Below are 23857 nucleotides of genomic sequence, written 5' to 3'. Positions count from 1 at the left end.
TCCCCGCTCGCTCGACGCCTGATGGAACGTCAAATACCTTTATCGGCCCTGCTCTGGGCGGCGATGACGGCATCGCCGTGGACGGCCGACCAGGCTCCGAGGGCCCGGATCGGGACGAGCAGGGCCGTGCCCGCTTCGGTGAGGAGGTAGTCGACCCGAGGTGGCGCCTCGGCGTAACGGCGGTGCTCCACCAGGCCGTTGTACTCCAGTCGCCGCAGCGCCTCGTTGAGCACCTTCGGGCTGATCCCGCCGATCCGGTCGAGCAGCGCCCGGGGACGCATCGGCCCCCGCTCGCCGAGGGCGTAGACGACCACGCTGTCCCAGCGGTTGGCGATCACCTCGAAGCCCAGCCGGGCGCGGCAGTCGGCGGCGAAAGCGTCGGCGAAGGAGTCGTCGGAGAAGGCATCGCCGGCCGAGTCGCCGGCTTGCTCCTCGGTTTCCCTGGTGGCCCCGGTGGTCCGGCCCGTGGTGTCCATGCGGCCATCCTGCCCGAGCCGATGCGTACCGGGCGGTGTGCATCGACCCGCCTAGCCTCCTCGGTACGGCAGTTCGCCTGAGCGGCTGCCGGTGTCGGGCACCGACTGCGGTCGGGCCCACGGACGGCGAGGAGTGGACATGAGGATCGGCATTCTCGGGACGGGCGCCATGGCGTCGGCTCTCGGCGGGGCCTGGGTACGGGCCGGGCACGAGGTCCTGGTGGGCGGGCGCGACCCGGGGGCGGCGAAGCAACTGGCCGCCGCGATCGGCGCATCGGACGGCGGCGGCCTGGCCGAGGCGGCGAGGTTCGGGGACGCCGTACTGGTCGCGGTGCCGGCCGACGCGGCCGTGCTGGTCGTCGCGCCGCTGGCGGCCGAACTGGCCGGACGCACCCTTCTGGACTGCACCGTGCCGATGGCGCCGGGCGCGCACGGACCGCGCCTGACGACGGCGGGCACCGCCGACTCCGTCGCCGCGCGGCTCGCCTCCGCGGCTCCGGCGGCCCGGGTGGCCAAGGTGTTCGGGATCTGCCACGAGAGCATCTGGACTCTTCCTCGACCCGCCTTCGAGGGCGCGCCGCTCGGCGTCCCGTACTGCGCGGACGATCCCGGGGCCGCCGCACTGGTCGCCGACCTGGTCGCGTCGATGGGCTGCCTGCCGGTGCCCTGCGGCGGTCTCGACCGGGCCGGACTGCTGGAGGCGACGGCCGTCTTCTCGATCGGCGTCTGGTGGTCCGGCGGCGAGGCGCGCGGGGTCTTCCCGTCCCCGGCCCTGGCAGCCGGCGCGACGGACGACGTCGACGCCGACAGCGACGCCGACGGGGCTTAGCGCGGTCGGCCGGGCGCCGTACACCCAGCAGGCTCGACCGTCTGCCTTCGGGGATCCTGAACCCGTCGGCTCGACCCGTCGACCCGTCGCCCCGTCATCCGGTGGTTGAGCCCCCCTTAGCGAGGCCCGCGCGGATGTCGTCCAGGATCAGTCCGGCGCCGGTGTATCCGATGCCGAGCATCCACAGGTCGTCGCGCACCTCGAAGACCCGGCCGTTGCGGACGGCGTCCAGGTCCTTCCAGAGCGCGCCCTCCGTGATCCTGCCGACGGCGGACTTGGTGGCGTCCCCGTACACCGAGTAGAAGATGACGTCGGCGGCCGCCTGGTCCACCTGCTCCGGGCTGATCTCGATCGAGAAGCCGGCCTTGTCCTGGTTGGCGGGCCGGCCGAGCCGGAGGTCCTTGAACAGCGAGCCGACGAAAGTATCGTTGAGGTAGAGCCTGGTCGGTGCGCCCGCCAGGAACCGGGCCATCTCGACCCGGGTGGCCGCGGCCTTGGCCGGCCCGCCGAGCGTGGTGACCAGGCCTCGCAGCTTCTCCCGGTACGTCGCGTCCGCCGCTTCAGCCTCGGTCTGGCGGCCCAGCGCCTCGGCGTGCAGCCGGACGTTCTCCTTCCAGGTCGGCCCGGTGGTCTTGGAGAGCACGGTCGGCGCGATCTTGGACAGCTCGTCGTACCGCTGGTCGTCGCGGACCTGGTTGCTCAGGATGAGGTCCGGCCGCAGCGCCGCGATCGCCTCCAGGCTGGGCTGGCCGATCGCGCCGACGGCCTTCGTCCCGGACAACTGCCCGGCGGGCAGGTAGCTCGGGAAGGGCGCGCCCGCGCTGACGGTGGTGGCGCCGACCGGAGCGAGGCCGAGGGTGACCGCCGAGTCCAGCGCGTCGGTGTCCAGCACCACCACCCGGGCCGCGCGTGCCGGTACGGTGCTCTCGCCGCGCGCGTGCCGGACCGTCCTGGTGCCGCCGCTTCCGCTTCCACCGCCGTTTCCCGACGAACCGGCCTTCGGCGCTGGAGAGTCGGGTCCGCAGGCGGCGAGCGCGAGGCCCGGGGCGAGCCCGGCGGCAAGGCCGAGTACGGCGCGGCGGCTGAGGGGGCTGGGCATTCGGCGGCACCTCCGACATGCGGGCAAGGGCGCGGGAATCCCTGCCCGCGCAACCGCCCGCCTACGCCTCGGAACCGCGGCGGACGGCTTACGTCTCGGAGCCGTTCTCCCGTCGCTGGCGCAGGAGTTCGTCGTACTCGGCGTGCACCCGGCGGTCCATCGCGAGGGTGAACTGGGCGTCGGCGACGGTCCGGGCCAGGGGTCGCACCCGCATGATGCGTTCGGTGAGCCGGGCAGCCTCGCCGGGCGGCAACGGGGTGTCCGCGGCCAGCGCGCTGAGCAGGTGCTCGCTGACCACCTCGATGAAGATCTCGGCGATGGCGTCCACGTGCTCGCGGGTGCGCCGGCTGGCTTCCAGTACGGCTGAGAGCGGCACGCCCTCCGCCACCAGCTCGGTGGTGGCGTCCATCAGTCGGCGGCTGACGTGGGTGATCCCGTGTTCCTCGACGGTGATGTAGCCCTGGGCGATCGATTCGGCGGTGTTCTCCTCGGTGAGTTGGTCCCCGAAGGCTGCTTTGAGTTCATCCCAGTCCAGGCGCACCGGGTCCTCGTCCGACCAGGGCGCGACGATCGCCGCCTCCAGTCCGATGAGGTCGGCGACATCCCGCCCGCTCTCGCCGGCGCCGATCAGTTCGGTGATGCCGCCCAGGGTGTGGCCGCGCTCGAGCAGTTCGCCGATCATCCGCAGCCGGGCCAGGTGTTCGTCGCCGTACCAGGCGATCCGGCCTTCCTTGCGGGGCGGTTGGAGCAGTTTGCGCTCGCGGTAGAAGCGCAGGGTGCGGGTGGTGATGCCGGCCGCTTCGGCCAGTTCCTCCACCCGGTACTCGCGTTTTCTGTCGCCCGCAGCAGCTCTGACCTTGTCCACGGCGATCAGCATAGGTCCCCGGGCTCGGAGGATTCCCGGCATCGGAGCCGTCGCGCTTCTTCCATCCGGTGTCAGCAAGGGCTACCCTGCCAATCGCGCCAGTGATTACTGGCGCGATTGGCAGGGCCCGGGGTGAGGCTCCCCGGAGAGCGCGATACCGTCCCACCCTCAGGAGGAGGCCGCATGGCATCCAGCAGCAAGCGCCCCCGCTCCGGCGCGCCCGGCGAGACTGGTGCGTCCGGCGAGTCCGGCGCGTCCGGTACGTCCGCCGCCGACGGCGCGTCCGAGACGTCCGAGACGTCGGCCGCGGCCGACATCCCGGCAGCGGACGGGGCCGTGCCGCACGTCCGGGTCGCGGTGATCGGCTCCGGCTTCGGCGGCCTCGGCGCCGCCGTCCGGCTGCGCCGTGCCGGGATCACCGACTTCGTGGTCCTGGAGCGCGCGGACTCCGTCGGCGGCACCTGGCGCGACAACAGCTACCCCGGCTGCGCCTGCGACGTGCCCTCGCACCTCTACTCCTTCTCCTTCGCGCCCAACGCCGACTGGCCGCGCAGCTTCTCCGGCCAGCCGGACATCCGCGCCTACCTGGAGAAGGTCGCCACCGTCTTCGGCCTCCGCCCCCACCTCCGCTTCAACGCCGAAGTGCTGGAGGCCCGTTGGGAGAGCGCGGAGACCCGCTGGCGGATCACCACCTCGGCCGGCCAGTGGACCGCGGACGCCGTCGTCTCCGCCGCCGGACCGCTCGCCGACCCGCAGGTCCCCGACCTGCCGGGGCTGAGCGGCTTCCCCGGCAAGGTGTTCCACTCCTCGAGGTGGGACCACGAGTTCGACCTGGCCGGCAAGCGCGTGGCGATGGTCGGCACCGGAGCCTCCGCCGCCCAGATCATCCCGTCGATCCAGCCCGAGGTCGGCAGACTGACCGTCTTCCAGCGCACCCCGGCGTGGGTGCTGCCGCGCCGGGACCGCGAGATCAGCCAGGTGGAGAAGTGGCTGCACGGCCGCCTGCCGGTCACCGCGAAGATCCGCCGCGGCACGCTCTTCGCCCTCCGCGAGCTCCAGGTTGACGCCTTCGTCCGGTGCCCCGGAATGCTGCGCCTGGTCCAACAGCTCGCCGAACGCCACATCGCCCAGGGCGTCCCGGACCCGGCGCTGCGCGCCAAGCTCACCCCGGACTACCGGATCGGCTGCAAGCGCATCCTGCTCAGCAACACCTACTACCCCGCGCTCGCTGCCGCCAACACCGAGGTCGTCGCCTCCGGCCTGCGCGAAGTGCGCGGATCCACGCTGGTCGCGGCCGACGGCAGCGAGCACGAAGTGGACGCCATCGTCTTCGGCACCGGCTTCCACGTCACCGACATGCCCATCGGCGCCCGGGTGTTCGGCGTCAACGGCACCAGCCTGGCCGAGGAGTGGAAGGACGGCATGGAGGCGCTGCGCGGCTCGACCGTGCGCGGGTTCCCGAACCTCTTCTTCGTCATCGGCCCCAACACCGGCCTCGGCAACAGCTCGATGATCCTGATGATCGAGTCGCAACTGAACTACATGATCGACGCGTTGACCACACTCGGCTCGATCGGCGCAGTCGCGATGCAGCCGACTGTGCGAGCCCAGCGGCAGTGGAACCTCGAACTGCAGCACCGGATGGACCGCACCGTCTGGACCACCGGCGGCTGCCGAAGCTGGTACCTCGACCCGAGCGGCAGGAACACCGTGCTCTGGCCCGGCTCCACCACCTCGTTCCGCCGCGCCACCCGCAAGGTGGACCTCGGCGAGTACGAGCTGATCATGCGCGCCGCCCCGGCCGCCGCCCGCACCGTCCAGGAGGTCTCCGCATGAGCACGGTCCGCATTCCGGAGGAGTACGAACCTCCCACGCCTGTCGAAGAGTTGACCGTCCAATCGGCAGACGGCATCCGGCTGTACGTCGAAGTGCACGGCCAACCCGGCGCGCCCACCGTGGTACTGGCGCACGGCTGGACCTGCTCGACCGTCTTCTGGGCGCCGGTGATCCGCGAACTCTCCGACCGCTACCGGGTGGTGGCCTACGACCAGCGCGGCCACGGACACAGCGAGATCCCGCCGAGCCGGGCCCGCTACTCCACGCGGGCGCTCGCCGAGGACCTGTCCGCCGTGCTCGCCCGGACCGTGCCGGCAGGGGAGCGGGCCGTACTGGCCGGGCACAGCATGGGCGGGATGACGATCATGGCCGCCGGCAGCCGCCCCGAGGTCGCCGAGCGCACCGCCGCCGCCGTGCTGATCTCCACCGGGCCGGGCGAGTTGGTGGCCGAGCTCACCGTCCTGCCCCCGGGCGTGCGCCCCGCCGGCCTGCGCCGCTTCCTGCACCGGCAGCTGCTGCGCTCCCGGCTGCCGCTCGGTCCGGTCACGCCGGTCAGCCGGGTGGCGCTCAAGTACGCCACCATGGGGCCCGGTTCGCCCGCCGGTCAGGTCGAGGCGACGGCCCGGATCGTACACGCCTGCCCGACCGCCGTCCGCGCCAACTGGGCCGCGGTGCTCGACCGGCTGGACGTCCGCGCCGGGCTCGCCCGGCTGGCCGCACCCACGGCGGTGGTGGTCGGCACCGACGATCGGCTGACCCCACCGGTGCACGCGCACCGGATCGTCTCCGAACTCAAGGACCCGCAGGGGATGTTGCTGCTGCCGGGGGTCGGGCACATGTCCCCGCTGGAGCGCCCGGCGGAGGTCGCCGCCGAGATCCACCGGATGGCCGCCGAGTACCTGGTCGGCGAGCGTCCGGGCAGCGCTCCGGTCGGTGCTGTTCCCGCTCAGGGCGTCGCCGCTGATGCTGCCGCTTCTGCCGCTTCTGCCGTTCGCACCGCTTCCGCCGCTTCCGCCGCTTCCACCGAGGAGAGGACCGCCGTCGCATGAACGCCATCCCGCCGTTGTCCGCACAGGTCGTCGTCGTCACCGGGGCGGCCCGCGGGGTCGGCGCGTCGCTGGCCCGCAAGCTCGCCCGCCGCGGGGCCAAGGTCGCCCTGCTGGGCCTGGAGCCGGAGGAGCTGAAGGCCGTCGCCACCCAGTGCGGCCCGGCCGCGACCAGCTGGGAAGTGGACGTCACCGACCTCGACGCGCTCGGCGACACCGCCCGCCGGATCAAGGAGCACTACGGGCGGATCGACACCGTCGTCGCCAACGCCGGCATCGCCATCGGCGGACCGCTGACGGACAGTGACCACCGGGCGTTCAGCCGGGTCATCGAGGTCAACCTGCTCGGGAGCGTCGCCACCGCGCGGGCCTTCCTGCCCGCGCTCACCGAGAGCCGGGGCTACCTGCTGCAGATCGCCTCACTCGCCGCGCTGACGCCCGCCCCGCTGATGAGCGCGTACTGCGCCAGCAAGTCCGGAGTGGAGGCCTTCGCCCACTCCCTCCGCGCCGAGATCGCCTACCAGGGCGTCAAGGTCGGCGTCGGCTACCTGAGTTGGACCGACACCGACATGGTGCGTGGCGCCGATCAGGACGCCGTGCTGAAGCAGATGCGGTCCCGGTTGCCGTGGCCGGCGAACAAGACGTATCCGCTGGAACCCGCGGTGGACCGGATCGTCGCCGGCATCGCCCGCCGGTCCGCCCATGTGTACGCCCAGGCCTGGCTGCGCGGCATGCAGCCGGTCCGCTGGCTGCTGCCGAGCCTCATCGCGGTGGTCGGCTCCCGTGACGTCGCCCGGATCGCCCCCCAGCTCGCCGCCACCGCCGCGAGCAGGCTGCGCGCCGTCGGCGCCGGGGGCGCCGCGGACACAGCGACCCGGGGAAGCGGGAGCGGCTCGGACGGCTGACAGCCGACGCTCCGCAGGTACCAGCTGACGGCGCACAGCGAACAGCGCACAGATGACAGCGAACAGATGACAGCTGACAGATTTCGAAATCTGTCAGCTGTCTGTTGTCACCTGTCGTCCGTTTGCCCTCCGCCATCGGCGATCCGCGCCAGCGTCTCCAACGCCCGAGCCAGCACCGGCAGCGGTGGCGAGGCGAGCCCGACCCGGACGGCGGTCGGCGAGAGCCGGGGATCCACCGTGAACGCCGTCGCAGGTGTGACCGAGATCCCGGCGCGCGCCGCCGCTGCGACGAAGGTCTCGGCCCGCCAGGCGCCCGGTAGTTCCCACCACAGGTAGTACGAGCACGGGTCGGCCCGCACTCGCTGCCCCGCCAGCACCTCGCGCGCCAGCAGCTGCCGGGCCGCCGCGTCGGCCCGTTTCGCCGCCTCGACCGCGGCCAGCGTGCCGTCCCCGATCCAGCGCACCGCCGCCTCCAGGGCGAAGCCGCTCGGCGTCCACCCGCCCGAGCGCAGCGCGCCCGCCACCCGCTCGCGCAGCGCGCCCGGGACGACCGCGAATCCGGTGGTCAGGCCCGGGGCTAGTCGCTTGGAGAGGCTGTCCACGAGGATGGTGCGCTCCGGCAGGAGCGCGGCCAGCGGCGCGAGTTCGGGCCGCAGGAACGACCAGATGGCGTCCTCGGCCACCGGCAGGTCGAGCCGCCGCAGCTCGTCGGCGAGCGCTGCCGCCCGTTCAGGCGGCAGGCTCACGCCGAGTGGGTTCTGCAGCCGTGGTTGCACGTACACGGCGCGCAGCGGCGCAGCCCGGTGGGCGGCCGCGACGGCCTCCGGGAGCAGCCCGTGCTCGTCCATCGCCAGTGGTACCAGGGTGATGCCCAGCCGTTCTGCTGCCGCCTTGACCACCGGATAGGTCAGCGCTTCCACTCCCAGCCGCTGTCCGGGCGGGACCAGGGCCGAGAGCGCACCGGCGATGGCCTGCCGGCCGTTGCCCGCGAACAGGAGGTCTTCGGGGTCGACGTCCCAGGAGTCGCCCGCCGACCCCGTATCTCCCCGCCCCGCACCCGCCGACCCCGCACCTGCCAGCGCCGCGAACGCCCGCCGCGCCGCGCTCGTCCCGGCCACGCCGACCGGCCGCAGCGCGTCGCCGAGCGCGTCGGCGCGCAGGAGGGGGGCGAGCCCGCCGGAGAGCAGGTCGGCCTGCCCGGGCACGGCGGGGTAGTTGAGCTCCAGGTCCACGCGTGCGGTGGCCGGCTCTGCGAGGGCGACCCGTCCGCCGTCCGCCCCGCGTCCGGCCCGGACGAAGGTCCCGCGCCCGACTTCGCCGACGGTCAGTCCGCGCCGGGCCAGTTCGCGGTAGACGCGCCCCGCCGTCGAGGCGGCGATGCGGTGGGTGCGTGCGAAGGCGCGCTGGGTGGGCAGCTGTTGGCCGGGCCGCAACCGCCCGTCCGCGATGTCGGCGGCGATCCGGTCGGCGATCAGGCGGTATTCGTCCATCGTGGGCCTCCGGGACGTCCGTCACGAGCACATTGCACCGAGTGCAAAGTCATCATTGCACCGAGGCCGTTGCCCGTCCTAGCCTCCCTCCATGAACGCGTTGACATCCGCCGTGAGCGGCCACGCCGTGCTCGGGATCGCCGCCGTGGCGCTGGGCATGGTGCTGTCGCCCGGGCCCAACATGATCTACCTGGTCTCCCGCTCGATCGCGCAGGGCCGCCGCGCCGGACTGGTCTCGCTGACCGGGGTCGCGGCCGGCTTCCTGGTCTACCTCGTCGCGGTGACGGCGGGGGTGGCCGCGGTGTTCTCGGTGGTGCCCGCCCTCTACACCGCGATCAAACTGGCCGGCGCGGGCTACCTGCTCTGGCTGGCCTGGGAGGCGGTCAAGCCGGGCGGCACGGCGGTGTTCGCCCCGCAGCAGCTGCCGCCGGACCCGCCGCGCCGGCTGTTCGCGATGGGCTTCCTGACCTGCCTGCTCAACCCCAAGATCGCCATCATGTACGTCTCGCTGCTGCCCCAGTTCGTGGCGCCGGAGCGTGGGCACGTCGCCGCGCAGAGCCTCCTGCTGGGCCTGGTCCAGATCGCGATCGCCGTCACCGTCAACGGGCTGATCGCGATGAGCGCGGGGAGCATCGCCGACTTCCTCAACCGCCGTCCGGCCTGGCTGCGCGTCCAGCGCTATGCGATGGGCACCGTCCTCGCCGGCCTGGCCGTCCGCATCGCCGCCGACCGCGCCAAGGCAGTGGCGGTCTGAGCCGCAGTCGCTACCCGCACCGGCTGGCGGCCCGGAGCACCTCGTACCCGGCCTGGACGAGGCGACCGTCGAGTGCCGGTGCGGTGTTGGCCAGGACGGCGACGGCGGTGGAGTCCTCCGGCGAGAAACCCACGAACGTGGTGAAGGCCCGGGTGCCACCGGAGTGGAAGTAGAGGTCTCGGCCGCCCGAGCGGCGGTTCGTCCAGACCAGTCCGAGCCGGTCGTCCGAGTGCGGCAGCCGCAGTCGGAGTCGCTGGACGTCGCGCAGGGCAGTCTCCAGCCCGCCCTCCCCGCCGAGGGAGTGGGCCGGGAGGTGGCCCCGGGAGTGGGCCCGGAGGTGGGCCCGGAGGTAGCGCAGCAGGTCGGCCCCGGAGGAGCGTACGGCGCCCGCGCCCGGCAGCCCGGGGATGCGCCAGGGTGGCAGTGCCCGTCCGCGGTGGTACCCGACGGCCCGGTGCGGGGCGTCCGGGGCGCAGGTCGTGGCGCGCAGCCCGAGCGGTTTGCAGATCCGGTCGGCGAGCAGCCCTTCGTACGGCAGTCCGCCCGTCTCGGCGAGCAGCCGTCCGAGCAGTCCGACACCGTAGTTGGAGTACCCGTACCGGTTACCGGGTGTGCTGCGCACCGTCGTTCTGGGGAGAGCGGCCATCAACTGCTGCTCACCGAAGGCGGCGTACGGATTGCTGAACCAGGTCGGCACGGCCTCGGTGAGCAGTCCCGGCGGGAGACGGGGAAGGCCCGAGGTGTGGGTGGCCAGGTGCAGCAGCCGGATCGGTGCGGGCTCGGCGCCGCGCGAACGTGCCCTCACCGGGCGCCAGTCGGCGGGCAGGTGGCTCTCCATCGGGTCCGCCAGGGCGAGTTCTCCGGTCGCGGCCATCTCCGCGAGCAGCAGCGCGGTGAACGTCTTGCTGACCGAGCCGAGTTCGAAGACGGTGTCCGGCGTGCACGGCGGTGCGTCCGCCTCCCGCGCGAGCCGACCGTGGCACCGGAACTCCTCCCGGTCCCCGCGCGCCACGGCCACCGTGACGGCGGTCGCGTACGGCGCGGCCGCCCGGACGGCCGCGGCGATCGCGGGCTCCAGTCCGTTCACGCGGTCACCGGGGTGCCGCCGAGTGCGCGGGAGAGTGCGACGGTTGCGGCCACCACCCCGACCACGGCGGTGTGTCCGTGGTCGCGGAAGGCGTCCTCCGGGTCGTCGTAGTCGGGCATCGACCCCTCGCAGGGGATCAGGCCGTCCGGCTGCTGGGCCGCGGCCAGCGCCTCCCAGCCGGCCGTGCCGGTGACCGGCTCGCCGATGCACGAGTCGACGATGAGCAGCTCGCCGGCGAGGTCCCACTGCTCGATCTCCAGCCAGATGTCGAGCCAGACCGGCAGCCAGTCGCGCAGGTAGTCGCGCATCGGTTCGGGGAGGCAGTCGGGCCGGGCGCCCCAGTCGGTGAGGTGGAAGACGGTGTGGGTGACGTGGTAGCCGATCACCCAGGCGACGGTCCAGGGTTCGGGGAGGGCGCCGAGCCAGGTGCCCCCGGCGAGTGCGGCCCAGTCCGGTTGGTGTTCGAGCCCCGCGATCCGCCGGGCGTTGGCCAGGGCGAGGCGGCGGTTGCCCGGGAGCTCGACGGCGTGGACGGCGCGGAGCCGGCCGATCGAGTTGAGCAGTTCCTCCAGCGGGGCGTGGCGGTAGCCGACCCGGGCGAAGTGGCCGTAGGTCTCCAGCGGGTCGATGACGGTGACGTGCCGGAGCTGGCGCTCGTAGAGCAGGTCGCCGTTGCGCAGCTGGGCCCAGGCGGCGTCGAGGAGTTCGTGTGCGATCCAGGCGTCGTGCGGCCCGGTGACGCCGTCGCGCAGCACCAGGGAGGAGGCCAGGGCGACTTCGCAGAGCGGCTTGTAGACGTCGTTCGGTTCGGCGAGGTCGATGACGGTGTTGTCGGCCAGCCGGCCGTAGCCGCCCTGGTAGCCGGCGTGCAGCCAGGCCAGCGCGCGGGAGCCGACCTGTTGGGCGGTGGCGAGCACCTGGGTGTCGGTCATCTCGAAGCCCCGTTCGACAAGGCGTGGGCGATGGCGAGTTCGAGGCCGGCGCGGGAGGTGCCGTCGGTGACCAGGCGGATCCGGTCGAGGACGGGTTCGATCTCCAGGCGCACCGGTCGGCCGTCGGCGCGGGCCCAGGCGAGCCAGCGGGTGAGCCGGACGGCGGTGGCGGGGTCGCGCCGGAGCATGGCGCGGACGGTGCCGCGGGCGAGGTCCAGGGTGCCCGCGCGGGCGGCGTCGTGCACCGGGCCGTCCAGCCCGGGCAGGGTGAGGACGGACAGTTGCGCCATGCGCCCCGACCAGAGCCGCCAGCCGAGGTCCGTCCGGTCGCGCAGGGGCGGCGGCAGCGGGGGCCGCGGTGAGGTCGGCGGCGGGGCCGCGGGGGTGGGCGAGGAGGGTTGTGCGTCGTCCCCGTACGGCGTACGGGCGAGCAGCCGGCCGGCCGCCCAGTCCTGCCAGGCGATCACCAGCGCGGCGTCCTCGGAGGCGGGCACCGGTGCGGGGAGCACCCGCCGTGCCTCGGCCAGCAGGGCGGTGGTGTCCGGGTCGGGCTCGGCCCCGGCGAACAGCTGCGGGGCGAAGAGGTCCGCGCCCAGGATCCGTACGGCGGCCAACAGGGGGCGGGGTGCTGCGGTGTCGGGGTCCGTGAGCGCGGCCGTACCCCCGCCGTCCCGGAGGGCGTCGAGGGTACGGCCCGCCACTCGCTCGACCGCCGCGGCGTACTCGTCACGGAGTGAGGTCTCGGCGAACGGCATGGTGAAGCGGTCCTCCTTCAAGAGGCTGGACGCGGGCGCGAGGCCCGGGCGGCCCGGCTACCGGGTCGGCTTCTCCTTGGGGCCCTTCGGCGACAGCAGCAGGAGACCGAGCAGCAGGGCGGCACCAGCGGCCTCGGGCAGGTACGTGGGCGCGTCGGACACGACGGCCTCGTCCTCCACCATCAGGCTCGCTAGGGTTTCGGCCTCGGCCGACGTCGCGCTGCGTGACGTCGAAACCGACTCGGTCCGGAACTGAGTAAGCATCAGATGTGCCTCCTCGTCTGGATTTCATCACCCGGTCGGGCGATGCCCCTGTCCGACACTACGAGCACGATCGGAACCCTGCATCCGCAACCCCCCGAGCAGGGACGTTGCACTCGGTGTGGGCTCGGTTGCGGCGAGTCGGTACGGTCGTGGCATGACCACAGCCTTGATCACCGGCGCGACCGCCGGCATCGGAGCCGCATTCGCCCGCCGGCTCGCCCGCAGCGGCTACCAGCTCGTCCTGGTGGCGCGGGACACCGAGCGCCTGGAGGGCGCCGCCGCAGACCTGCACGGAAAGTACGGCGTCGACGCGGAGGTGCTGACCGCCGACCTCGCGACCGAGGAGGGCATCGGCGCCGTCGAGGCCCGGCTCGCCGATTCCGCCCGCCCGGTGGACCTCCTGGTCAACAACGCCGGCTTCGGCAACAAGGGCCAGTTCGGGACCGTCCCGCTCCAGGACGAGCTGGACATGGTGAAGGTGCACATCGAGGCGATCCTGAGGCTGACCGCGGCCGCGCTGCCGGGGATGCGCGAGCGCCGCCGGGGCGCCGTCGTCAACGTCGCCTCGGTGGCGGCCTTCCTGCCGCGCGGCACGTACGGGGCGAGCAAGGCCTGGGTGGTGAGCTTCACCCAGGGCGTGCTGCGCGACCTCGCCGGTACGGGCGTGCGGATGATGGCGCTCTGCCCGGGCTTCACCCGGACCGAGTTCCACCAGCGGGCCGGCATGGGCACCGGCAACATCCCCTCCTGGTCCTGGCTCTCGGCCGAGCGGGTGGTGGACGAGGCGATGCGCGACCTCGCCCGCGGCCGGTCGTTGTCCGTGCCGGGCAAGCGCTACAAGCTCGTGGTCGCCCTCGCCCGGGTGCTGCCCTCCGGCGGGCTCGGCGGCCTCTCGTCCAAGGCGGCGCGTACCTACCGCACCGACTGACGGCAGGGCGATCGGCCGCTCGTACGGCCGCTCGTGCCACCGCTCGTGCGGCCGCTCGTGCCACCGCTCGTACGGCCGTACGTGCCACCGCTCGTGCGACGGCTCGTACGGCCGGACGGGGGCTGCACGAGCGGTCGGGCGCACCGGTGGCGGTGTCCACCGGCGGTCGTATCCACCGTGGCGGGAATGGATTGAATCTCACTATTAGCTTGTCTAACTATGAGCTATCCTCGCTATATTGACTCCCGCCCGACCGTCCGACCCAGGGAGGCCCGTTCTTGAGGACCGCCGCCATCGACTGGACGCCGCCCGAGCGCGCCGAGGGCGAGCCCCGCCCGCCGGCCCCGTGGCGGCGCATCCTCGCGCTCTTCCGCCCGTACCGGGGCCGCCTCACCACCGTCGGGCTGCTCGTCGCCGCCTCGGCCGTGGTGTCGGTGGTCTCGCCGTTCCTGCTGAAGGCCGTGCTGGACACCGCCATCCCGCAGGGCCGCACCGGGCTGCTCAGCCTGCTCGCGCTCGGGATGATCCTCACCGCCGTGGTGAACAGCATCTTCAACGTGCTGCAGACACTGATCTCCACCACCGTCGGCCAGCGCGTGATGCACGACCTGCGCACCGCCGTCTACGGCCACCTGCAGCGCCAGTCGCTGGCCTTCTTCACCCGCACCCGCACCGGCGAGGTGCAGTCCAGGATCGCCAACGACATCGGCGGCATGCAGTCCACGGTGACCTCCACCGCGACCAGCCTGGTCTCCAACCTCACCGCGGTGGTCGCCTCCGTCGTCGCCATGGTCGCCCTCGACTGGCGGCTCACCGTCGTCTCCCTCCTCCTGCTCCCGCTGTTCGTCTGGATCAGCCGCAGGGTCGGCCAGGAGCGCAAGAAGATCACCACCGAGCGGCAGAAGCAGCTGGCCGTGCTGAGCTCGGCGGTCCAGGAGTCGCTCTCGGTCAGCGGCATCCTGCTCGGCCGCACGATGGGCCGCTCCGACTCGCTCGCCCGCGAGTTCACCGGCCAGTCCGACCAGCTCGCCGACCTGGAGGTCCGGGCCAGCATGGCCGGGCGCTGGCGGATGAACACCATCCAGATCGTGATGGCCGCGATGCCCGCCCTGATCTACTGGGCGGCCGGCCTGACCTCCGCCGCCGGCGCGCCGATCGTCTCGGTCGGCACCCTGGTCGCCTTCGTCACCCTCCAGCAGGGCCTGTTCCGCCCGACCGTGAGCCTGCTCTCGACCGGCGTGGACGTGCAGACCTCGCTCGCGCTCTTCCAGCGCATCTTCGAGTACCTCGACCTGCCGGTGGAGATCGCCGAACCGGCCGAACCGGTCAGCCTGGCCGACATCCGCGGCGAGGTCCGCTTCGAGCACGTCGACTTCCGCTACGACCCCGGACAGGAGCGCCCGACCCTCGCCGGACTCGACCTCAAGGTCCCGGCCGGGAGCTCCCTGGCCGTGGTCGGCGAGACCGGCTCGGGCAAGACCACCCTCAGCTACCTCGTCCCGCGGCTGTACGACGTCACCGGCGGACGGGTCACCCTGGACGGCGTGGACGTGCGCGAACTCTCCTTCGACACCCTGGCCCGCGCGGTCGGCGTGGTCTCCCAGGAGACCTACCTCTTCCACGCCTCGGTCGCCGACAACCTGCGCTTCGCCAAACCCGGCGCCACCGACGCCGAACTGGTCGCGGCCGCCCGGGCCGCGCAGGTCCACGAGACCATCGCGGCCCTGCCGGACGGCTACGACACCCTGGTCGGCGAGCGCGGCTACCGCTTCTCCGGGGGCGAGAAGCAGCGCCTCGCGCTCGCCCGGACGATCCTGCGCAACCCGCCCGTGCTCATCCTGGACGAGGCCACCAGCGCGCTCGACAACCGCACCGAACGCGCCGTCCAGCAGGCCGTGGACACCCTGGCCGCCGGACGGACCACCATCACCATCGCGCACCGGCTCTCCACCGTCCGCGCCGCCGACCAGATCGCGGTCCTGGACCATGGCGAGGTCGTCGAACTCGGCACGCACGACGACCTGGTGGAACTCGACGGCCGGTACGCGGCCCTGCTGCGCCGGGAGGCACCGGAGGCGACCGCCCTGCCGGAGGCCGCCCTCGGCCACGCCTGAGCGCTCGAAGCCGGCGCTCGAAGCCGACGCTCGAAGTCGCCGGCAGCTAGGTAGCTAGGCTGCTGGGCAGTTAGGCCGTTAGGCCGCCTTCGGTGCCTCGTTGTAGCTGTCCGCGACCTCCTGGCCGGAGAGCCGCTGGATCGCTGCCATCACCTCGTCGGTCACCTGCCGACGGGCCTTCAGCGAGCGGGCCTGCCCGTGCAGGTCGTCGAAGTGCAGCGGCTCGCCGAAGCGGACGGTCACCTTCCTGAGCCGCGGCACCCGCTTGCCCACCGGCAGGATCTCCTCGGGCCCTTCCAGCGCCACCGGCACCACCGGCACGCCCGCGGTCAGCGCGAGCCACGCGACGCCCGTCTTGCCCCGGTAGAGCCGGCCGTCCAGCGAGCGGGTGCCCTCGGGGTAGATGCCGAAGGCCTTGCCCGACTCCAGGATCTCCAGGGCCGACTCCAGCGACGCCTGAGCGGAACGGTAGGTGCCGCGCTCGACAGGCACCGCGCCGATCGCCTCGAAGAAGTCCTTGGAGAGCCGGCCCTTGAGCCCGGTGCCGGTGAAGTACTCGGCCTTGGCGAGGAAGTGGACCCGGCGCGGGGCGGTCAGCGGGATCACCACGCTGTCGATGAAGGACAGGTGGTTGCTGGCGAGGATGACCCCGCCCTTGCGCGGAACGTTCTCGATCCCCTCGATGGCCGGCCGCCAGATTCCGCGTGAAACCGGTTTCAGCACCAGCTTGGTGACGAGGTCGAGCATGGTTCCCTCCCTGGACGAACGACCGCCCGGGAGGTGCCCGGGCCTGCAACAGATCCGCAGACTACGACACCCACCCCCGCGCCCGTCCACTCCCGGCGACCGTGGCGAACACCACGGCCGGGTAGGGTACGGCCGTCCGAACCGAGCACGACCCCGCAGTATCCCAGGAGGGCACGATGGAGACCACCGAGGCGATCAAGGCCTTTTTCGACCGCTTCGACAAGGACGGTGACGGCAAGATCACCCCGTCCGAGTACGCGCTGGCCGCGAACGAGATGGGAGACCACGACGTCACCATCTCCATGGCCGAGGCGCTGATCCACAGCATGGACACCAACCACGACGGCGTCCTGACCTTCGAGGAGTTCCTGGCCGCCCGCCGGCGCTGACCTCGCGCCGACGGGGCCGGTCGCCGCACCGGAGGCACCGGCCCCGTCCGGAGGCTCCACCGCCCGCCGGGCCCGGGCCCGCACCGCCCGTCGGCCCTGGGGCCCTGGGGCTCTACGGCTTCTCGACCGGGAACACCCGGCGCACCACCCGCTCCGCCGCCCCGCCGTCGTCCCAGACGCAGAACTTCGCCCGGAACCGCGCCCGCGCCCCCGGTGCGGGATCGCCCGCCAGCAGCTCCTCCGCCAGTTCCGCCGCGGTCCGCGCGACCGCGCCCGGAGGCTCCGCGAGCAGGTCGAAGTAGACGCCGCGCTCCCGCTGGTACTCCTCCCAGTCCGGCGCGAAGATCACCACCGGCCGGTCCAGCACCGCGTAGTCGAACATCATCGACGAGTAGTCCGTCACCAGCACGTCCGCCGCGAGGTAGAGGTCCTCGACGGTCGGGTGCGCCGAGACGTCCATGATCTGCGCCGCCTCCCCGTCGGCCGTCAGGTCGCCCGGTCCGCCGGTGTGGAAGTAGTGGGTGCGCACCAGCAGCGTGAAGCCCGGCCCCAGTTCACGGGCCAGTTCGGCCACGTCCAGCAGTGGCACGTAGCCGCCCTTGCCGCCGCGGTGGGTCGGCGCGTACAGCACGGCCCGGGTGTCCGGCCGCAGCCCGAACCGCTCGCGCATCGCGCGCACTTCGTCCGGGGTGGCGTCGGCCAGCCGGTCGTTGCGCGGGTAGCCGGTGTCCAGCATCTCGTACCGGCCGGGGAAGGCGCGGGCGAAGTGCTCGCTGGTGTGCGGGTTCGGGGAGACCAGGAAGTCCCAGCGGTCGATGGCCTCCTGGAGCAGGTCGAAGTCCATTCCCTCCGCCGCCGCGGGGCGGTCGCGCAGGTCCATGCCCATGGCCTTGAGCGGGGTGCCGTGCTGGGTCTGGACGTGCACCGAGCCGGGCCGCTTGGCCATCGTGCGCGGGAAGTTGACGTTGTTGACGAAGTACTTGGCGGTCGCCATCGCCCGGAGGTAGGCGGGGGTGTTGACGATCACGTGCGGCACCCCGGGCGGCAGCGTGGCGGCCTGCCGGCGGTTCTCCACCACCCACACGCCGCGGACCTGCGGCGCGAGTTCCTTCGCCTTCTCGTAGATCGCCGCTGGGCTGCACGCGTAACCCCGGTGCCAGTACGCCGCGTAGACCGCCAGGTGCTCGTCCAGCGGCAGCCGGCGGAAGGCGTTGTACGCGGTGAACCGGGCGCCGCTGCGCACCCCCTTCTTCACCGCGGGTGCCACCGCCCGTGCCCCGCGCTTGAGTTCGCGCGGCAGCCGGCCGGTGCGGCGCAGCTCGGCGTAGGCGATCCGGGCGCCGCGCGCGGCCAGCCGGTACTGCAGGCCGCGCACTCCGCCGGGGTAGCGGTAGCCGGCCGGGCGGTGCCGGTCGAAGTGCCGGGTGATCTGCTGGAAGAAGTCCTTGCGCCGGTCGGCGGGGACCAGCCCTGGGGTGTCGTAGACGTTGAGCGCCTGGCGCACCGTCCGGTCGAAGACCAGGGTGCGCAGTGAGTCCGGGACGGACCGGCCGGGGCGCTCCGGCCGGTCCAGGAAGGCGAAGATCGCGTCGTACTGGGCGAACACGTCAGCGTGCTTGGGGGAGGCGGTGGCGGTGATCGCGCCGTCCCGGCCCCGTCGGTAGAAGTAGCAGGGGCGGTCGAGGTAGCGCAGCCGCTCGGCGGCCAGCAGCGCGGGGTAGGTGACCGAGATGTCCTCGTAGTAGCCGCGGCCGAAGGAGACGCCGAGGCTGTCCAGGAAGTCGCGGCGGAACACCTTGTTCCACACCGACATCACGGTCTGGAACAGCGCCGGGTGCTCGGCCAGCGTGCAGCCCTCGACGAGCGGGGAACCGGTCAGCACGTGGCGCCAGGGGTTGGGCTCCGTCCCGCCGTCCGGGTAGACGTGGGTGAAGTCGGTGATCAGCACGTCGGCCGGGGTCTCCCGGCGCCGCTCCTGCTCGAGCTCGTCGAGGACCACGCCGACCGTCCGCTCGGGCAGCCAGTCGTCGCTGTCCAGGAACCAGACGTACTCGCCGCGCGCCTGCGGCAGGGCGGCGGTGCGGGCCCCGCCGAGTCCCTGGTTCTCGGTGAGGTGCAGCACCCGCAGCCGGGGGTCGCGGGCCGCGTACGCGTCCAGGATCGCGCCCGAGCCGTCGGGGGAGAGGTCGTCGACGGCGATCACCTCGAAGCGGGACTCCTGGACGGGGGAGTCGCCGAGGATCGAGTCGAGGCAGCGCGGCAGGTACCGCTCCACGCCGTGGACCGGGAGCACGATGCTGAGGAGGAGGGACACGCTGGCCGAGTGTACCGATCCACCGGGCACGACCTGCGCGGACGTCCGGTGCGGGGCTCCGACGGGGGTCCGGCCGGAGTCCGCAGGCCTTGTCCGCAGGCCTTACGGGGGGCGCCTCGGGGTGAGGTCCGGAACCGCCGGTGCCGGGCCCCTTGCGGGGCGGCACCGGCAGTCGGGTGGCGGCCTGGCCGACCCTCTACGGCCGACCGCCGGTCCGGGCACCGCGCGAGCCTGGCCACCGCAGCGTCGAGGCGGCCGGGCAGTGGCTCGCGTGAGCCGGAGTTCTTCATCACTCGAACACGCGCAGAGGTGCGGTGCGGGCACCGGCGTGTGCATCAGATATTGCTTGGACGTACGCCGGGAGTCAATCCCTCGAATGTGTTCACTTCATGAAGTCGACTTCTCGATCGGAGCGACGGCCGTGAGATCACTTTGTCGATCTGACGGCTGTCCCCTATATGGGAGGTGTGCGGGAGGTCCGTTATCCGGTGATGTCCGTGCAGGGGTGCGCGGAGCGCACGACCGGATACCCGTGGCGGGTGCCTCCGCAGCGCCCCGTGCGCCGGGCGCATGCCGCGCACGCGGGCGCCAGGCCCGCGCCTCCTGGCCCCGCTGACGGATGGCCGGTCGTGCACCATCATTGATGCCTAGTCGTGACCGGTCGAGTAGCCCCTGGTGCATCGTCAGTTGACGCCGCACGATACGGTGGCACAACACCAAGGACGGTTGCGCGAAGGCCGTCAGTCACGGATAGTCTTCGCCTCACGGCCCTGGCGCCTCGTAGGGGTGGGAAAACTGATGGAACACATGCAAGTGCGGACTCGGCCCCGTGTGCCGGCGATCCAGTGCGGTGTCGGCACGACCGGCCGCCGGATCGAACGACACCTGGCCGTGCTCGGCGCGCCCGCACTTCCGGTGGTCGACACCGCCGAAGCGCTCGGGCTGATAAGGGAGCTGACGCCGCGCGGCGCCGAGGCCCCGGCGACCCGTCGTCGCCACACCAGGATCTCGCTGCTGACACCGCTGCGTCGGCTGCGTCGGAGCCTCTTCGGCGGGCGCGGCTAGGGCTTCGCCCCAGCCTCCGTCCCCGCCGGAACCAGACCCGGTGGACCACCCGGTCCACCGGGTCGTCGGTGTGTCCGGATGGTCGGTGTGTCCGGTGCTCCGGGCATTGTCGCGCGTCCGGCGCATGCCGCGTGGTCTGAACCTCTTACCCTATGCGAGTTTGCCTGCCAGGCAAGGCGAGTCGGCGAGGCAGTACGCCAGGCCCCCTGGCCTGAGCCAGGATGGCGCCATGGCGGACAACAACCACCCAAGCCCGACCGGTCTCTTCCAGACCACCACCTTCGAGATCAGCACGGGCAGCCGCGAGGTCGCCCTCGACATCACCGACCGCTGCGCCGCGTTCCTCGACGAGCGGGCCGCCGGGCGCGACGGCCTGCTCAACGTCTTCGTCCCGCACGCCACCGCCGGGATCGCCGTCCTGGAGACCGGCTCCGGCAGCGACGACGACTTCCTCGCCACCCTGCGCGAACTGCTCCCGTCCGACGACCGCTGGCGCCACCGGCACGGCAGCCCCGGCCACGGCCGGGACCACGTGGTGCCCGGGCTGGTCGCCCCGCACGCCACCCTGCCGGTGCTCGGTGGCCAACTGGCGCTCGGCGTCTGGCAGTCCGTGGTGCTGGTCGACACCAATGGGGACAATCCGCGCCGAACCGTCCGACTGTCCTTCCTGGGCTGACAGTTGTCGGCCGGCGACGGACGACGACGGCCGACGGCGGTCGACTCCCGGGCGAGGGCCGGTGGTTACGGGATGGAGCGGGTGTCGCGGCGCGTCACGCGACGCGGGCGGCCTCGGCGGCCACTGCGGCGAGGTAGCGCTCGATCGCCAGGTGCTGGCAGAGCAGGGCGACTGGACGGCCCAGGCGGGCGTACCAGGCGGACAGCCGGGAGAAGGCGGTGACCTCGAACCACACCTCGCCCTCGGCGTCCATCGACACCAGGAACGCCTCCTCGCCGCACTCCGGGTGCCCGGGGAGCGTCCCGTATGCGAATCCGATCCGGTCCGGCTCCTCCACCGTCCACACGACCCGGCAGGGGATCACCAGCCGGGGCCACCGAATCCCTGGAAGGCGCAGCCGCAACAGCACCGTGTCGCCCTCCCGGGCCGGACCGCCCGGGTGGACCGCGAAGCCGGCGCCCAGCTGGGTGCCCCAGCCGAGCACGTACCGCCCGGCCTGCTCCAGCACCTCCGGACCGCGCCCCAGGTGCACCCGCCGCCGAAGGTGCGCATAGCCGTCCGGCAGCCGCCCGCCCCGGGTGGCGCCCACCTCGGCGTAGGACGGCTCGGTGGCGCGGGCGGCGAGCAGGCGTCGGTGCAGGTCGGCGGTCATGCCGGTCACCGTAGCCGCCGGCCGGAGGGGGAGGAGCGGCGGGCCGACGGATGATGGCTGTCGGGGGGCGGGGGGCGGGGGGCGGGGGGCCGGGGTAGGGAGGCGCGGCGGACGACGTTCAGCGGACAACGTTCAGCGAACAGATTTCAGAGAACAGACTTCAGCGAACGTTTTTTGAAATCTGTTCGCTGAACTCTGTCGGCCGGCTCGCGGCCCGCGGCCTGCTCCTGCCGCCCGTCAGCCGTCCAGCGTGATCGCGTTCTTGGCCCGCTCCACCGATTCCTCGGACGCCGGTCCGCCCGGGTTCTCGGTGGCCAGGGCCTGGTTGAGCGCGACGAACGGGCGCAGCCGCTCCGCGTACGCGGCGAACGCGGCGCGGTAATCGCCCTCGGACCGGACGAGGGCGTCGGCGAGGACGTGCGCGCCGACCAGGGCGAGGCTGGTGCCCTGCCCCGACAGCGGGGAGGCGCAGTAGCCCGCGTCCCCGAGTAGGACGACCCGGCCGTGCGACCAGCGGTCCAGGCGGATCTGCGCCATCGAGTCGCCGTAGAAGTCGGGCGCCGCGGCCAGCGCTTCCAGCAGCCTGGGGGTCTCCCAGCGCAGTGCCGCCATCCGCTCGGCGACGAGCGCTTTCTGCGCCTCGGGACCGCGTCGGCCGACCGGCAGCGGCTCGGCCGCGAAGCCGAAGGCGATCCGCAGCTCGGTGTTGCCGCGTACCGGGTAGATGCCGTAGCCGGCCTCGCCGTCGCGCAGCCACAGCTGCCAGTCCTCCAGCCCGAGGAAGTTGTCCGCGCTGAAGATGGCGAGGTGCATGCCGAGGTGGTGGGCGAACTGCTCCTCGGGGCCGAAGGCCAGCCGACGCACGGCCGAGTGCAGGCCGTCGGCGCCCACGACCAGGTCGAAGCGACGCTGCTCGGCGTGCTCGAAGGAGACCAGGACGCCGTCTTCGTCCTGGTCGAGCGCGGTCACGGTGTCTTCGAACGCGAACCGGGTGCGCGCTTCCCCGACCGCCTGTTCGTGCAGGATCCGGACGAGGTCGTCCCGCAACAACTCGATGTCGCCGCTGTCGAGCCGTCCGCTGCTGATCGTGCTCTCGGTGGAGCGGTGGACCTCCCGGCCGTCGCCGTCCAGGACGGACATGCCGCGCATCCGGGTGCGGTGCGCGCGGACCGGCTCGAGCACACCGAGCCGCTCGACCACCTGCAGCGCGACGCCCCGGATGTCCACGGCCTGCCCGCCGCCGCGCGGCCCGGGGGCTCGTTCCACCACGGTGGGGGTGAAGCCCTGACGGCTCAGCAGTGTGGCGAGCGTGGTGCCCGCGATGCCGCCGCCGGAGATGAGCACTGTCGTCATCGGTCGCTCCTTGTGTGCCTGCCGTACGTCTGTCCCGTACGCCGTACGCGAGCAGAATGTACGGCGTACGCGCAGGGCCGCCAAGTGGGGCTTTCCCTCATCTGATCTAGTGCAGAAGTACCTCCTGTGGAGACGGCGCTGGTAGCGTCTGAACTAGTACAGGCTTGGTCGCTGCGGAATGAGATCCGCATCACACGATGGAGTTCGCCGTATGCCCGCCGTGCCCGCCCCAGCCCTGCCTTCCCGATCTGCCCCCGCCCCCACCCCCGCCCCGCCGTACCGGCGCATCGCCGACGAGATCGCCGGGCGGATCGCCGACGGCGCGCTCGCGCCGGGCGATCCGGTGCCGTCCACGCGGCGGATCGCCCGGGAGTGGAACGTGGCGCTCGCCACGGCCACCAAGGTGCTCACGACGCTGCGGCTGGAGGGGCTGGTCGAGACCCGGCCCCGGGTGGGCACCGTGGTGGCGGCGTCCGCGGTGCCGGCGCCCGCCGGGGCCGTCGCGCCTGCATCGCCGTCAGGCCCCTCGCCCGTCCCCGGGCCGTCCGTCGAGCTGACCAAGGAGCTGACCAAGGAGCGGATCGTCCGGGCCGCCATGGAGATCGCCGACCGCGAGGGGCTCGGCGCGCTCTCCATGCGCAGCGTCGCGGCCCGGCTCGGTGTCGCCGCGATGTCCACCTACCGTTACGTGGCGAGCAAGGACGACCTGGTGCTGCTGATGGCCGACGCGGCCTTCGGGGAGGAGGCGCATCCGGCCGAACCGCCGGGGGAGTGGCGGGCGCGGCTGGAGTCCGGCGCTCACCTGCTGTGGCGGATCCATCGTCGGCACCCCTGGCTGGCGCAGGTCGGCGCGCTCACCCGCCCGCTGATGATGCCCGCGTTGATGGATCACGCCGAGTGGGCGCTCGCCGCGTTGGACGGCCACGGCTTGGACGCCGCGACCATGCTCGACCTGCACGTCCTGCTCTACTGCCATGTCCAGGGCGTTGCCGTGCACCTGGAGCGGGAGGCCCAGGCCGAGGCCGATACCGGGCTGACCGAGGACGAGTGGATGGACGAGCGCGGCCCCGTCCTGGCGGCGCTCGTCGAGGGGAACCGGCACCCCGTGTTCGCTCGCACGGTGGAGGCGCTCGGTGGCGACGGCTACGACCTCGACCTGGACGCGCTGTTCGCGCTCGGGCTGGCGCGGCTGCTCGACGGGGTCGCGGGCATGATCGAGGCGGCCCGCGGCGAGGCTCGGCCCGGGGCCGCCTTGCGGCAGGGCGAAGGGGCGGAGTAGGA

Annotated in this window: 23 protein-coding genes; 11 read left to right on the top strand and 12 right to left on the bottom strand. The window is 72.8% G+C overall.

The features are described 5' to 3' along the window. Window positions 1-29: 29 nt before the first annotated feature. Window positions 30-476, bottom strand: a complete 447-nt coding sequence (locus tag AC0B61_RS01130; RefSeq protein WP_471738485.1) for a winged helix-turn-helix transcriptional regulator — start codon at window positions 474-476, stop codon at window positions 30-32. Window positions 477-615: 139 nt separating this feature from the next. Here AC0B61_RS01130 and AC0B61_RS01125 point away from each other — a divergent pair, with 139 nt between their 5' ends. After that, the gene (locus AC0B61_RS01125; protein ID WP_471738484.1) at window positions 616-1305 is read left to right on the top strand and encodes an NADPH-dependent F420 reductase; all 690 of its coding nucleotides are present in this window, start codon (window positions 616-618) and stop codon (window positions 1303-1305) included. 94 nt (window positions 1306-1399) lie between these two features. On the opposite strand, the gene AC0B61_RS01120 is transcribed toward AC0B61_RS01125, so the two are convergent. Both AC0B61_RS01120 and AC0B61_RS01115 read right to left on the bottom strand, forming a co-directional pair. Further along, window positions 1400-2404: an ABC transporter substrate-binding protein gene (locus tag AC0B61_RS01120; protein WP_471738483.1), complete on the bottom strand. Its 1005-nt coding sequence runs from the start codon at window positions 2402-2404 to the stop codon at window positions 1400-1402. Between the two features lie 88 nt (window positions 2405-2492). Further along, window positions 2493-3269 carry a MerR family transcriptional regulator gene (locus AC0B61_RS01115; RefSeq protein WP_471738482.1) on the bottom strand — a complete coding sequence of 259 codons (777 nt, stop codon included), beginning with the start codon at window positions 3267-3269 and terminating at the stop codon, window positions 2493-2495. 183 nt (window positions 3270-3452) lie between these two features. Here AC0B61_RS01115 and AC0B61_RS01110 point away from each other — a divergent pair, with 183 nt between their 5' ends. The 3 genes from AC0B61_RS01110 to AC0B61_RS01100 are packed head-to-tail and all read left to right on the top strand — an operon-like array spanning window position 3453 to window position 7056. Beyond that, entirely contained in the window at window positions 3453-5105 is a 1653-nt protein-coding gene (locus AC0B61_RS01110) for a flavin-containing monooxygenase (RefSeq protein WP_471738481.1), read from the top strand. Next, window positions 5102-6154 carry an alpha/beta fold hydrolase gene (locus AC0B61_RS01105; RefSeq protein ID WP_471738480.1) on the top strand — a complete coding sequence of 351 codons (1053 nt, stop codon included), beginning with the start codon at window positions 5102-5104 and terminating at the stop codon, window positions 6152-6154. The genes AC0B61_RS01110 and AC0B61_RS01105 overlap by 4 nt, the downstream gene beginning before the upstream one ends. Further along, window positions 6151-7056, top strand: coding sequence for an SDR family oxidoreductase (locus AC0B61_RS01100; RefSeq protein WP_471738479.1), 906 nt, complete (start codon window positions 6151-6153; stop codon window positions 7054-7056). The genes AC0B61_RS01105 and AC0B61_RS01100 overlap by 4 nt, the downstream gene beginning before the upstream one ends. Before the next feature lie 107 nt (window positions 7057-7163). On the opposite strand, the gene AC0B61_RS01095 is transcribed toward AC0B61_RS01100, so the two are convergent. Further along, entirely contained in the window at window positions 7164-8546 is a 1383-nt protein-coding gene (locus AC0B61_RS01095) for an aminotransferase-like domain-containing protein (protein ID WP_471738478.1), read from the bottom strand. A gap of 91 nt (window positions 8547-8637) precedes the next feature. On the opposite strand from AC0B61_RS01095, the gene AC0B61_RS01090 reads away from it, so the two are divergent. Then, the gene (locus AC0B61_RS01090) at window positions 8638-9300 is read left to right on the top strand and encodes a LysE family translocator (protein ID WP_471738477.1); all 663 of its coding nucleotides are present in this window, start codon (window positions 8638-8640) and stop codon (window positions 9298-9300) included. Between the two features lie 10 nt (window positions 9301-9310). Here the strand turns inward: AC0B61_RS01090 and AC0B61_RS01085 are convergent, their stop codons facing one another. From AC0B61_RS01085 to AC0B61_RS01070, 4 genes are read right to left on the bottom strand one after another with little or no spacing between them, the layout of a single operon-like run. Further along, entirely contained in the window at window positions 9311-10387 is a 1077-nt protein-coding gene (locus AC0B61_RS01085) for a serine hydrolase domain-containing protein (RefSeq protein ID WP_471738476.1), read from the bottom strand. After that, window positions 10384-11319, bottom strand: coding sequence for a DUF6895 family protein (locus tag AC0B61_RS01080; RefSeq protein ID WP_471738475.1), 936 nt, complete (start codon window positions 11317-11319; stop codon window positions 10384-10386). Before AC0B61_RS01080 ends, AC0B61_RS01085 begins: the two co-directional genes overlap by 4 nt. Next, on the bottom strand, window positions 11316-12074 hold the full coding sequence (locus tag AC0B61_RS01075; protein WP_471738474.1) for a hypothetical protein: 759 nt from the start codon (window positions 12072-12074) through the stop codon (window positions 11316-11318). The genes AC0B61_RS01080 and AC0B61_RS01075 overlap by 4 nt, the downstream gene beginning before the upstream one ends. Window positions 12075-12131: 57 nt before the next feature. Continuing rightward, window positions 12132-12338, bottom strand: coding sequence for a hypothetical protein (locus AC0B61_RS01070; protein WP_471738473.1), 207 nt, complete (start codon window positions 12336-12338; stop codon window positions 12132-12134). Between the two features lie 154 nt (window positions 12339-12492). Here AC0B61_RS01070 and AC0B61_RS01065 point away from each other — a divergent pair, with 154 nt between their 5' ends. Continuing rightward, complete coding sequence (locus AC0B61_RS01065) at window positions 12493-13266, top strand: SDR family NAD(P)-dependent oxidoreductase (protein ID WP_471738472.1); 774 nt, start codon at window positions 12493-12495, stop codon at window positions 13264-13266. Between the two features lie 278 nt (window positions 13267-13544). Further along, the gene (locus tag AC0B61_RS01060) at window positions 13545-15380 is read left to right on the top strand and encodes an ABC transporter ATP-binding protein (RefSeq protein ID WP_471738471.1); all 1836 of its coding nucleotides are present in this window, start codon (window positions 13545-13547) and stop codon (window positions 15378-15380) included. Window positions 15381-15458: 78 nt separating this feature from the next. Here AC0B61_RS01060 and AC0B61_RS01055 read toward each other — a convergent pair whose 3' ends face one another. After that, window positions 15459-16127, bottom strand: coding sequence for a lysophospholipid acyltransferase family protein (locus AC0B61_RS01055; protein ID WP_471738470.1), 669 nt, complete (start codon window positions 16125-16127; stop codon window positions 15459-15461). Between the two features lie 176 nt (window positions 16128-16303). Here AC0B61_RS01055 and AC0B61_RS01050 point away from each other — a divergent pair, with 176 nt between their 5' ends. After that, window positions 16304-16516, top strand: coding sequence for an EF-hand domain-containing protein (locus AC0B61_RS01050; RefSeq protein WP_471738469.1), 213 nt, complete (start codon window positions 16304-16306; stop codon window positions 16514-16516). Between the two features lie 112 nt (window positions 16517-16628). On the opposite strand, the gene AC0B61_RS01045 is transcribed toward AC0B61_RS01050, so the two are convergent. After that, window positions 16629-18830: a bifunctional glycosyltransferase/CDP-glycerol:glycerophosphate glycerophosphotransferase gene (locus tag AC0B61_RS01045; RefSeq protein WP_471738468.1), complete on the bottom strand. Its 2202-nt coding sequence runs from the start codon at window positions 18828-18830 to the stop codon at window positions 16629-16631. A 798-nt stretch (window positions 18831-19628) separates the two neighbouring features. Between AC0B61_RS01045 and AC0B61_RS01040 the strand changes: the two genes are divergently transcribed. Together AC0B61_RS01040 and AC0B61_RS01035 are read left to right on the top strand one after the other, a co-directional pair. Next, complete coding sequence (locus AC0B61_RS01040; protein WP_471738467.1) at window positions 19629-19895, top strand: hypothetical protein; 267 nt, start codon at window positions 19629-19631, stop codon at window positions 19893-19895. A 229-nt stretch (window positions 19896-20124) separates the two neighbouring features. Beyond that, complete coding sequence (locus AC0B61_RS01035; protein ID WP_471738466.1) at window positions 20125-20571, top strand: YjbQ family protein; 447 nt, start codon at window positions 20125-20127, stop codon at window positions 20569-20571. Window positions 20572-20665: 94 nt separating this feature from the next. On the opposite strand, the gene AC0B61_RS01030 is transcribed toward AC0B61_RS01035, so the two are convergent. Then, complete coding sequence (locus AC0B61_RS01030) at window positions 20666-21223, bottom strand: DUF1990 family protein (RefSeq protein ID WP_471738465.1); 558 nt, start codon at window positions 21221-21223, stop codon at window positions 20666-20668. Window positions 21224-21460: 237 nt separating this feature from the next. Next, entirely contained in the window at window positions 21461-22576 is a 1116-nt protein-coding gene (locus AC0B61_RS01025; RefSeq protein ID WP_471738464.1) for an FAD-dependent monooxygenase, read from the bottom strand. A gap of 211 nt (window positions 22577-22787) precedes the next feature. On the opposite strand from AC0B61_RS01025, the gene AC0B61_RS01020 reads away from it, so the two are divergent. After that, on the top strand, window positions 22788-23855 hold the full coding sequence (locus tag AC0B61_RS01020) for a TetR/AcrR family transcriptional regulator C-terminal domain-containing protein (RefSeq protein ID WP_471738463.1): 1068 nt from the start codon (window positions 22788-22790) through the stop codon (window positions 23853-23855). The last annotated feature ends 2 nt before the right edge of the window (window positions 23856-23857 follow it).

This window comes from Kitasatospora sp. NPDC023385 (assembly GCF_055664045.1).
The sequence above is the reverse complement of the archived record's forward strand: the minus strand, read 5'-3'. Positions and strand labels throughout refer to the sequence as shown.

What these genes read in the sequence shown, in the direction of transcription:
- AC0B61_RS01130 (WP_471738485.1), bottom strand. Translation starts at nt 476, where the DNA reads ATGGACACCACGGGCCGGACCACCGGGGCCACCAGGGAAACCGAGGAG.
- AC0B61_RS01125 (WP_471738484.1), top strand. Translation starts at nt 616, where the DNA reads ATGAGGATCGGCATTCTCGGGACGGGCGCCATGGCGTCGGCTCTCGGC.
- AC0B61_RS01120 (WP_471738483.1), bottom strand. Translation starts at nt 2,404, where the DNA reads ATGCCCAGCCCCCTCAGCCGCCGCGCCGTACTCGGCCTTGCCGCCGGG.
- AC0B61_RS01110 (WP_471738481.1), top strand. Translation starts at nt 3,453, where the DNA reads ATGGCATCCAGCAGCAAGCGCCCCCGCTCCGGCGCGCCCGGCGAGACT.
- AC0B61_RS01105 (WP_471738480.1), top strand. Translation starts at nt 5,102, where the DNA reads ATGAGCACGGTCCGCATTCCGGAGGAGTACGAACCTCCCACGCCTGTC.
- AC0B61_RS01100 (WP_471738479.1), top strand. Translation starts at nt 6,151, where the DNA reads ATGAACGCCATCCCGCCGTTGTCCGCACAGGTCGTCGTCGTCACCGGG.
- AC0B61_RS01095 (WP_471738478.1), bottom strand. Translation starts at nt 8,546, where the DNA reads ATGGACGAATACCGCCTGATCGCCGACCGGATCGCCGCCGACATCGCG.
- AC0B61_RS01090 (WP_471738477.1), top strand. Translation starts at nt 8,638, where the DNA reads ATGAACGCGTTGACATCCGCCGTGAGCGGCCACGCCGTGCTCGGGATC.
- AC0B61_RS01080 (WP_471738475.1), bottom strand. Translation starts at nt 11,319, where the DNA reads ATGACCGACACCCAGGTGCTCGCCACCGCCCAACAGGTCGGCTCCCGC.
- AC0B61_RS01075 (WP_471738474.1), bottom strand. Translation starts at nt 12,074, where the DNA reads ATGCCGTTCGCCGAGACCTCACTCCGTGACGAGTACGCCGCGGCGGTC.
- AC0B61_RS01070 (WP_471738473.1), bottom strand. Translation starts at nt 12,338, where the DNA reads ATGCTTACTCAGTTCCGGACCGAGTCGGTTTCGACGTCACGCAGCGCG.
- AC0B61_RS01065 (WP_471738472.1), top strand. Translation starts at nt 12,493, where the DNA reads ATGACCACAGCCTTGATCACCGGCGCGACCGCCGGCATCGGAGCCGCA.
- AC0B61_RS01055 (WP_471738470.1), bottom strand. Translation starts at nt 16,127, where the DNA reads ATGCTCGACCTCGTCACCAAGCTGGTGCTGAAACCGGTTTCACGCGGA.
- AC0B61_RS01050 (WP_471738469.1), top strand. Translation starts at nt 16,304, where the DNA reads ATGGAGACCACCGAGGCGATCAAGGCCTTTTTCGACCGCTTCGACAAG.
- AC0B61_RS01040 (WP_471738467.1), top strand. Translation starts at nt 19,629, where the DNA reads ATGGAACACATGCAAGTGCGGACTCGGCCCCGTGTGCCGGCGATCCAG.
- AC0B61_RS01035 (WP_471738466.1), top strand. Translation starts at nt 20,125, where the DNA reads ATGGCGGACAACAACCACCCAAGCCCGACCGGTCTCTTCCAGACCACC.
- AC0B61_RS01030 (WP_471738465.1), bottom strand. Translation starts at nt 21,223, where the DNA reads ATGACCGCCGACCTGCACCGACGCCTGCTCGCCGCCCGCGCCACCGAG.
- AC0B61_RS01025 (WP_471738464.1), bottom strand. Translation starts at nt 22,576, where the DNA reads ATGACGACAGTGCTCATCTCCGGCGGCGGCATCGCGGGCACCACGCTC.
- AC0B61_RS01020 (WP_471738463.1), top strand. Translation starts at nt 22,788, where the DNA reads ATGCCCGCCGTGCCCGCCCCAGCCCTGCCTTCCCGATCTGCCCCCGCC.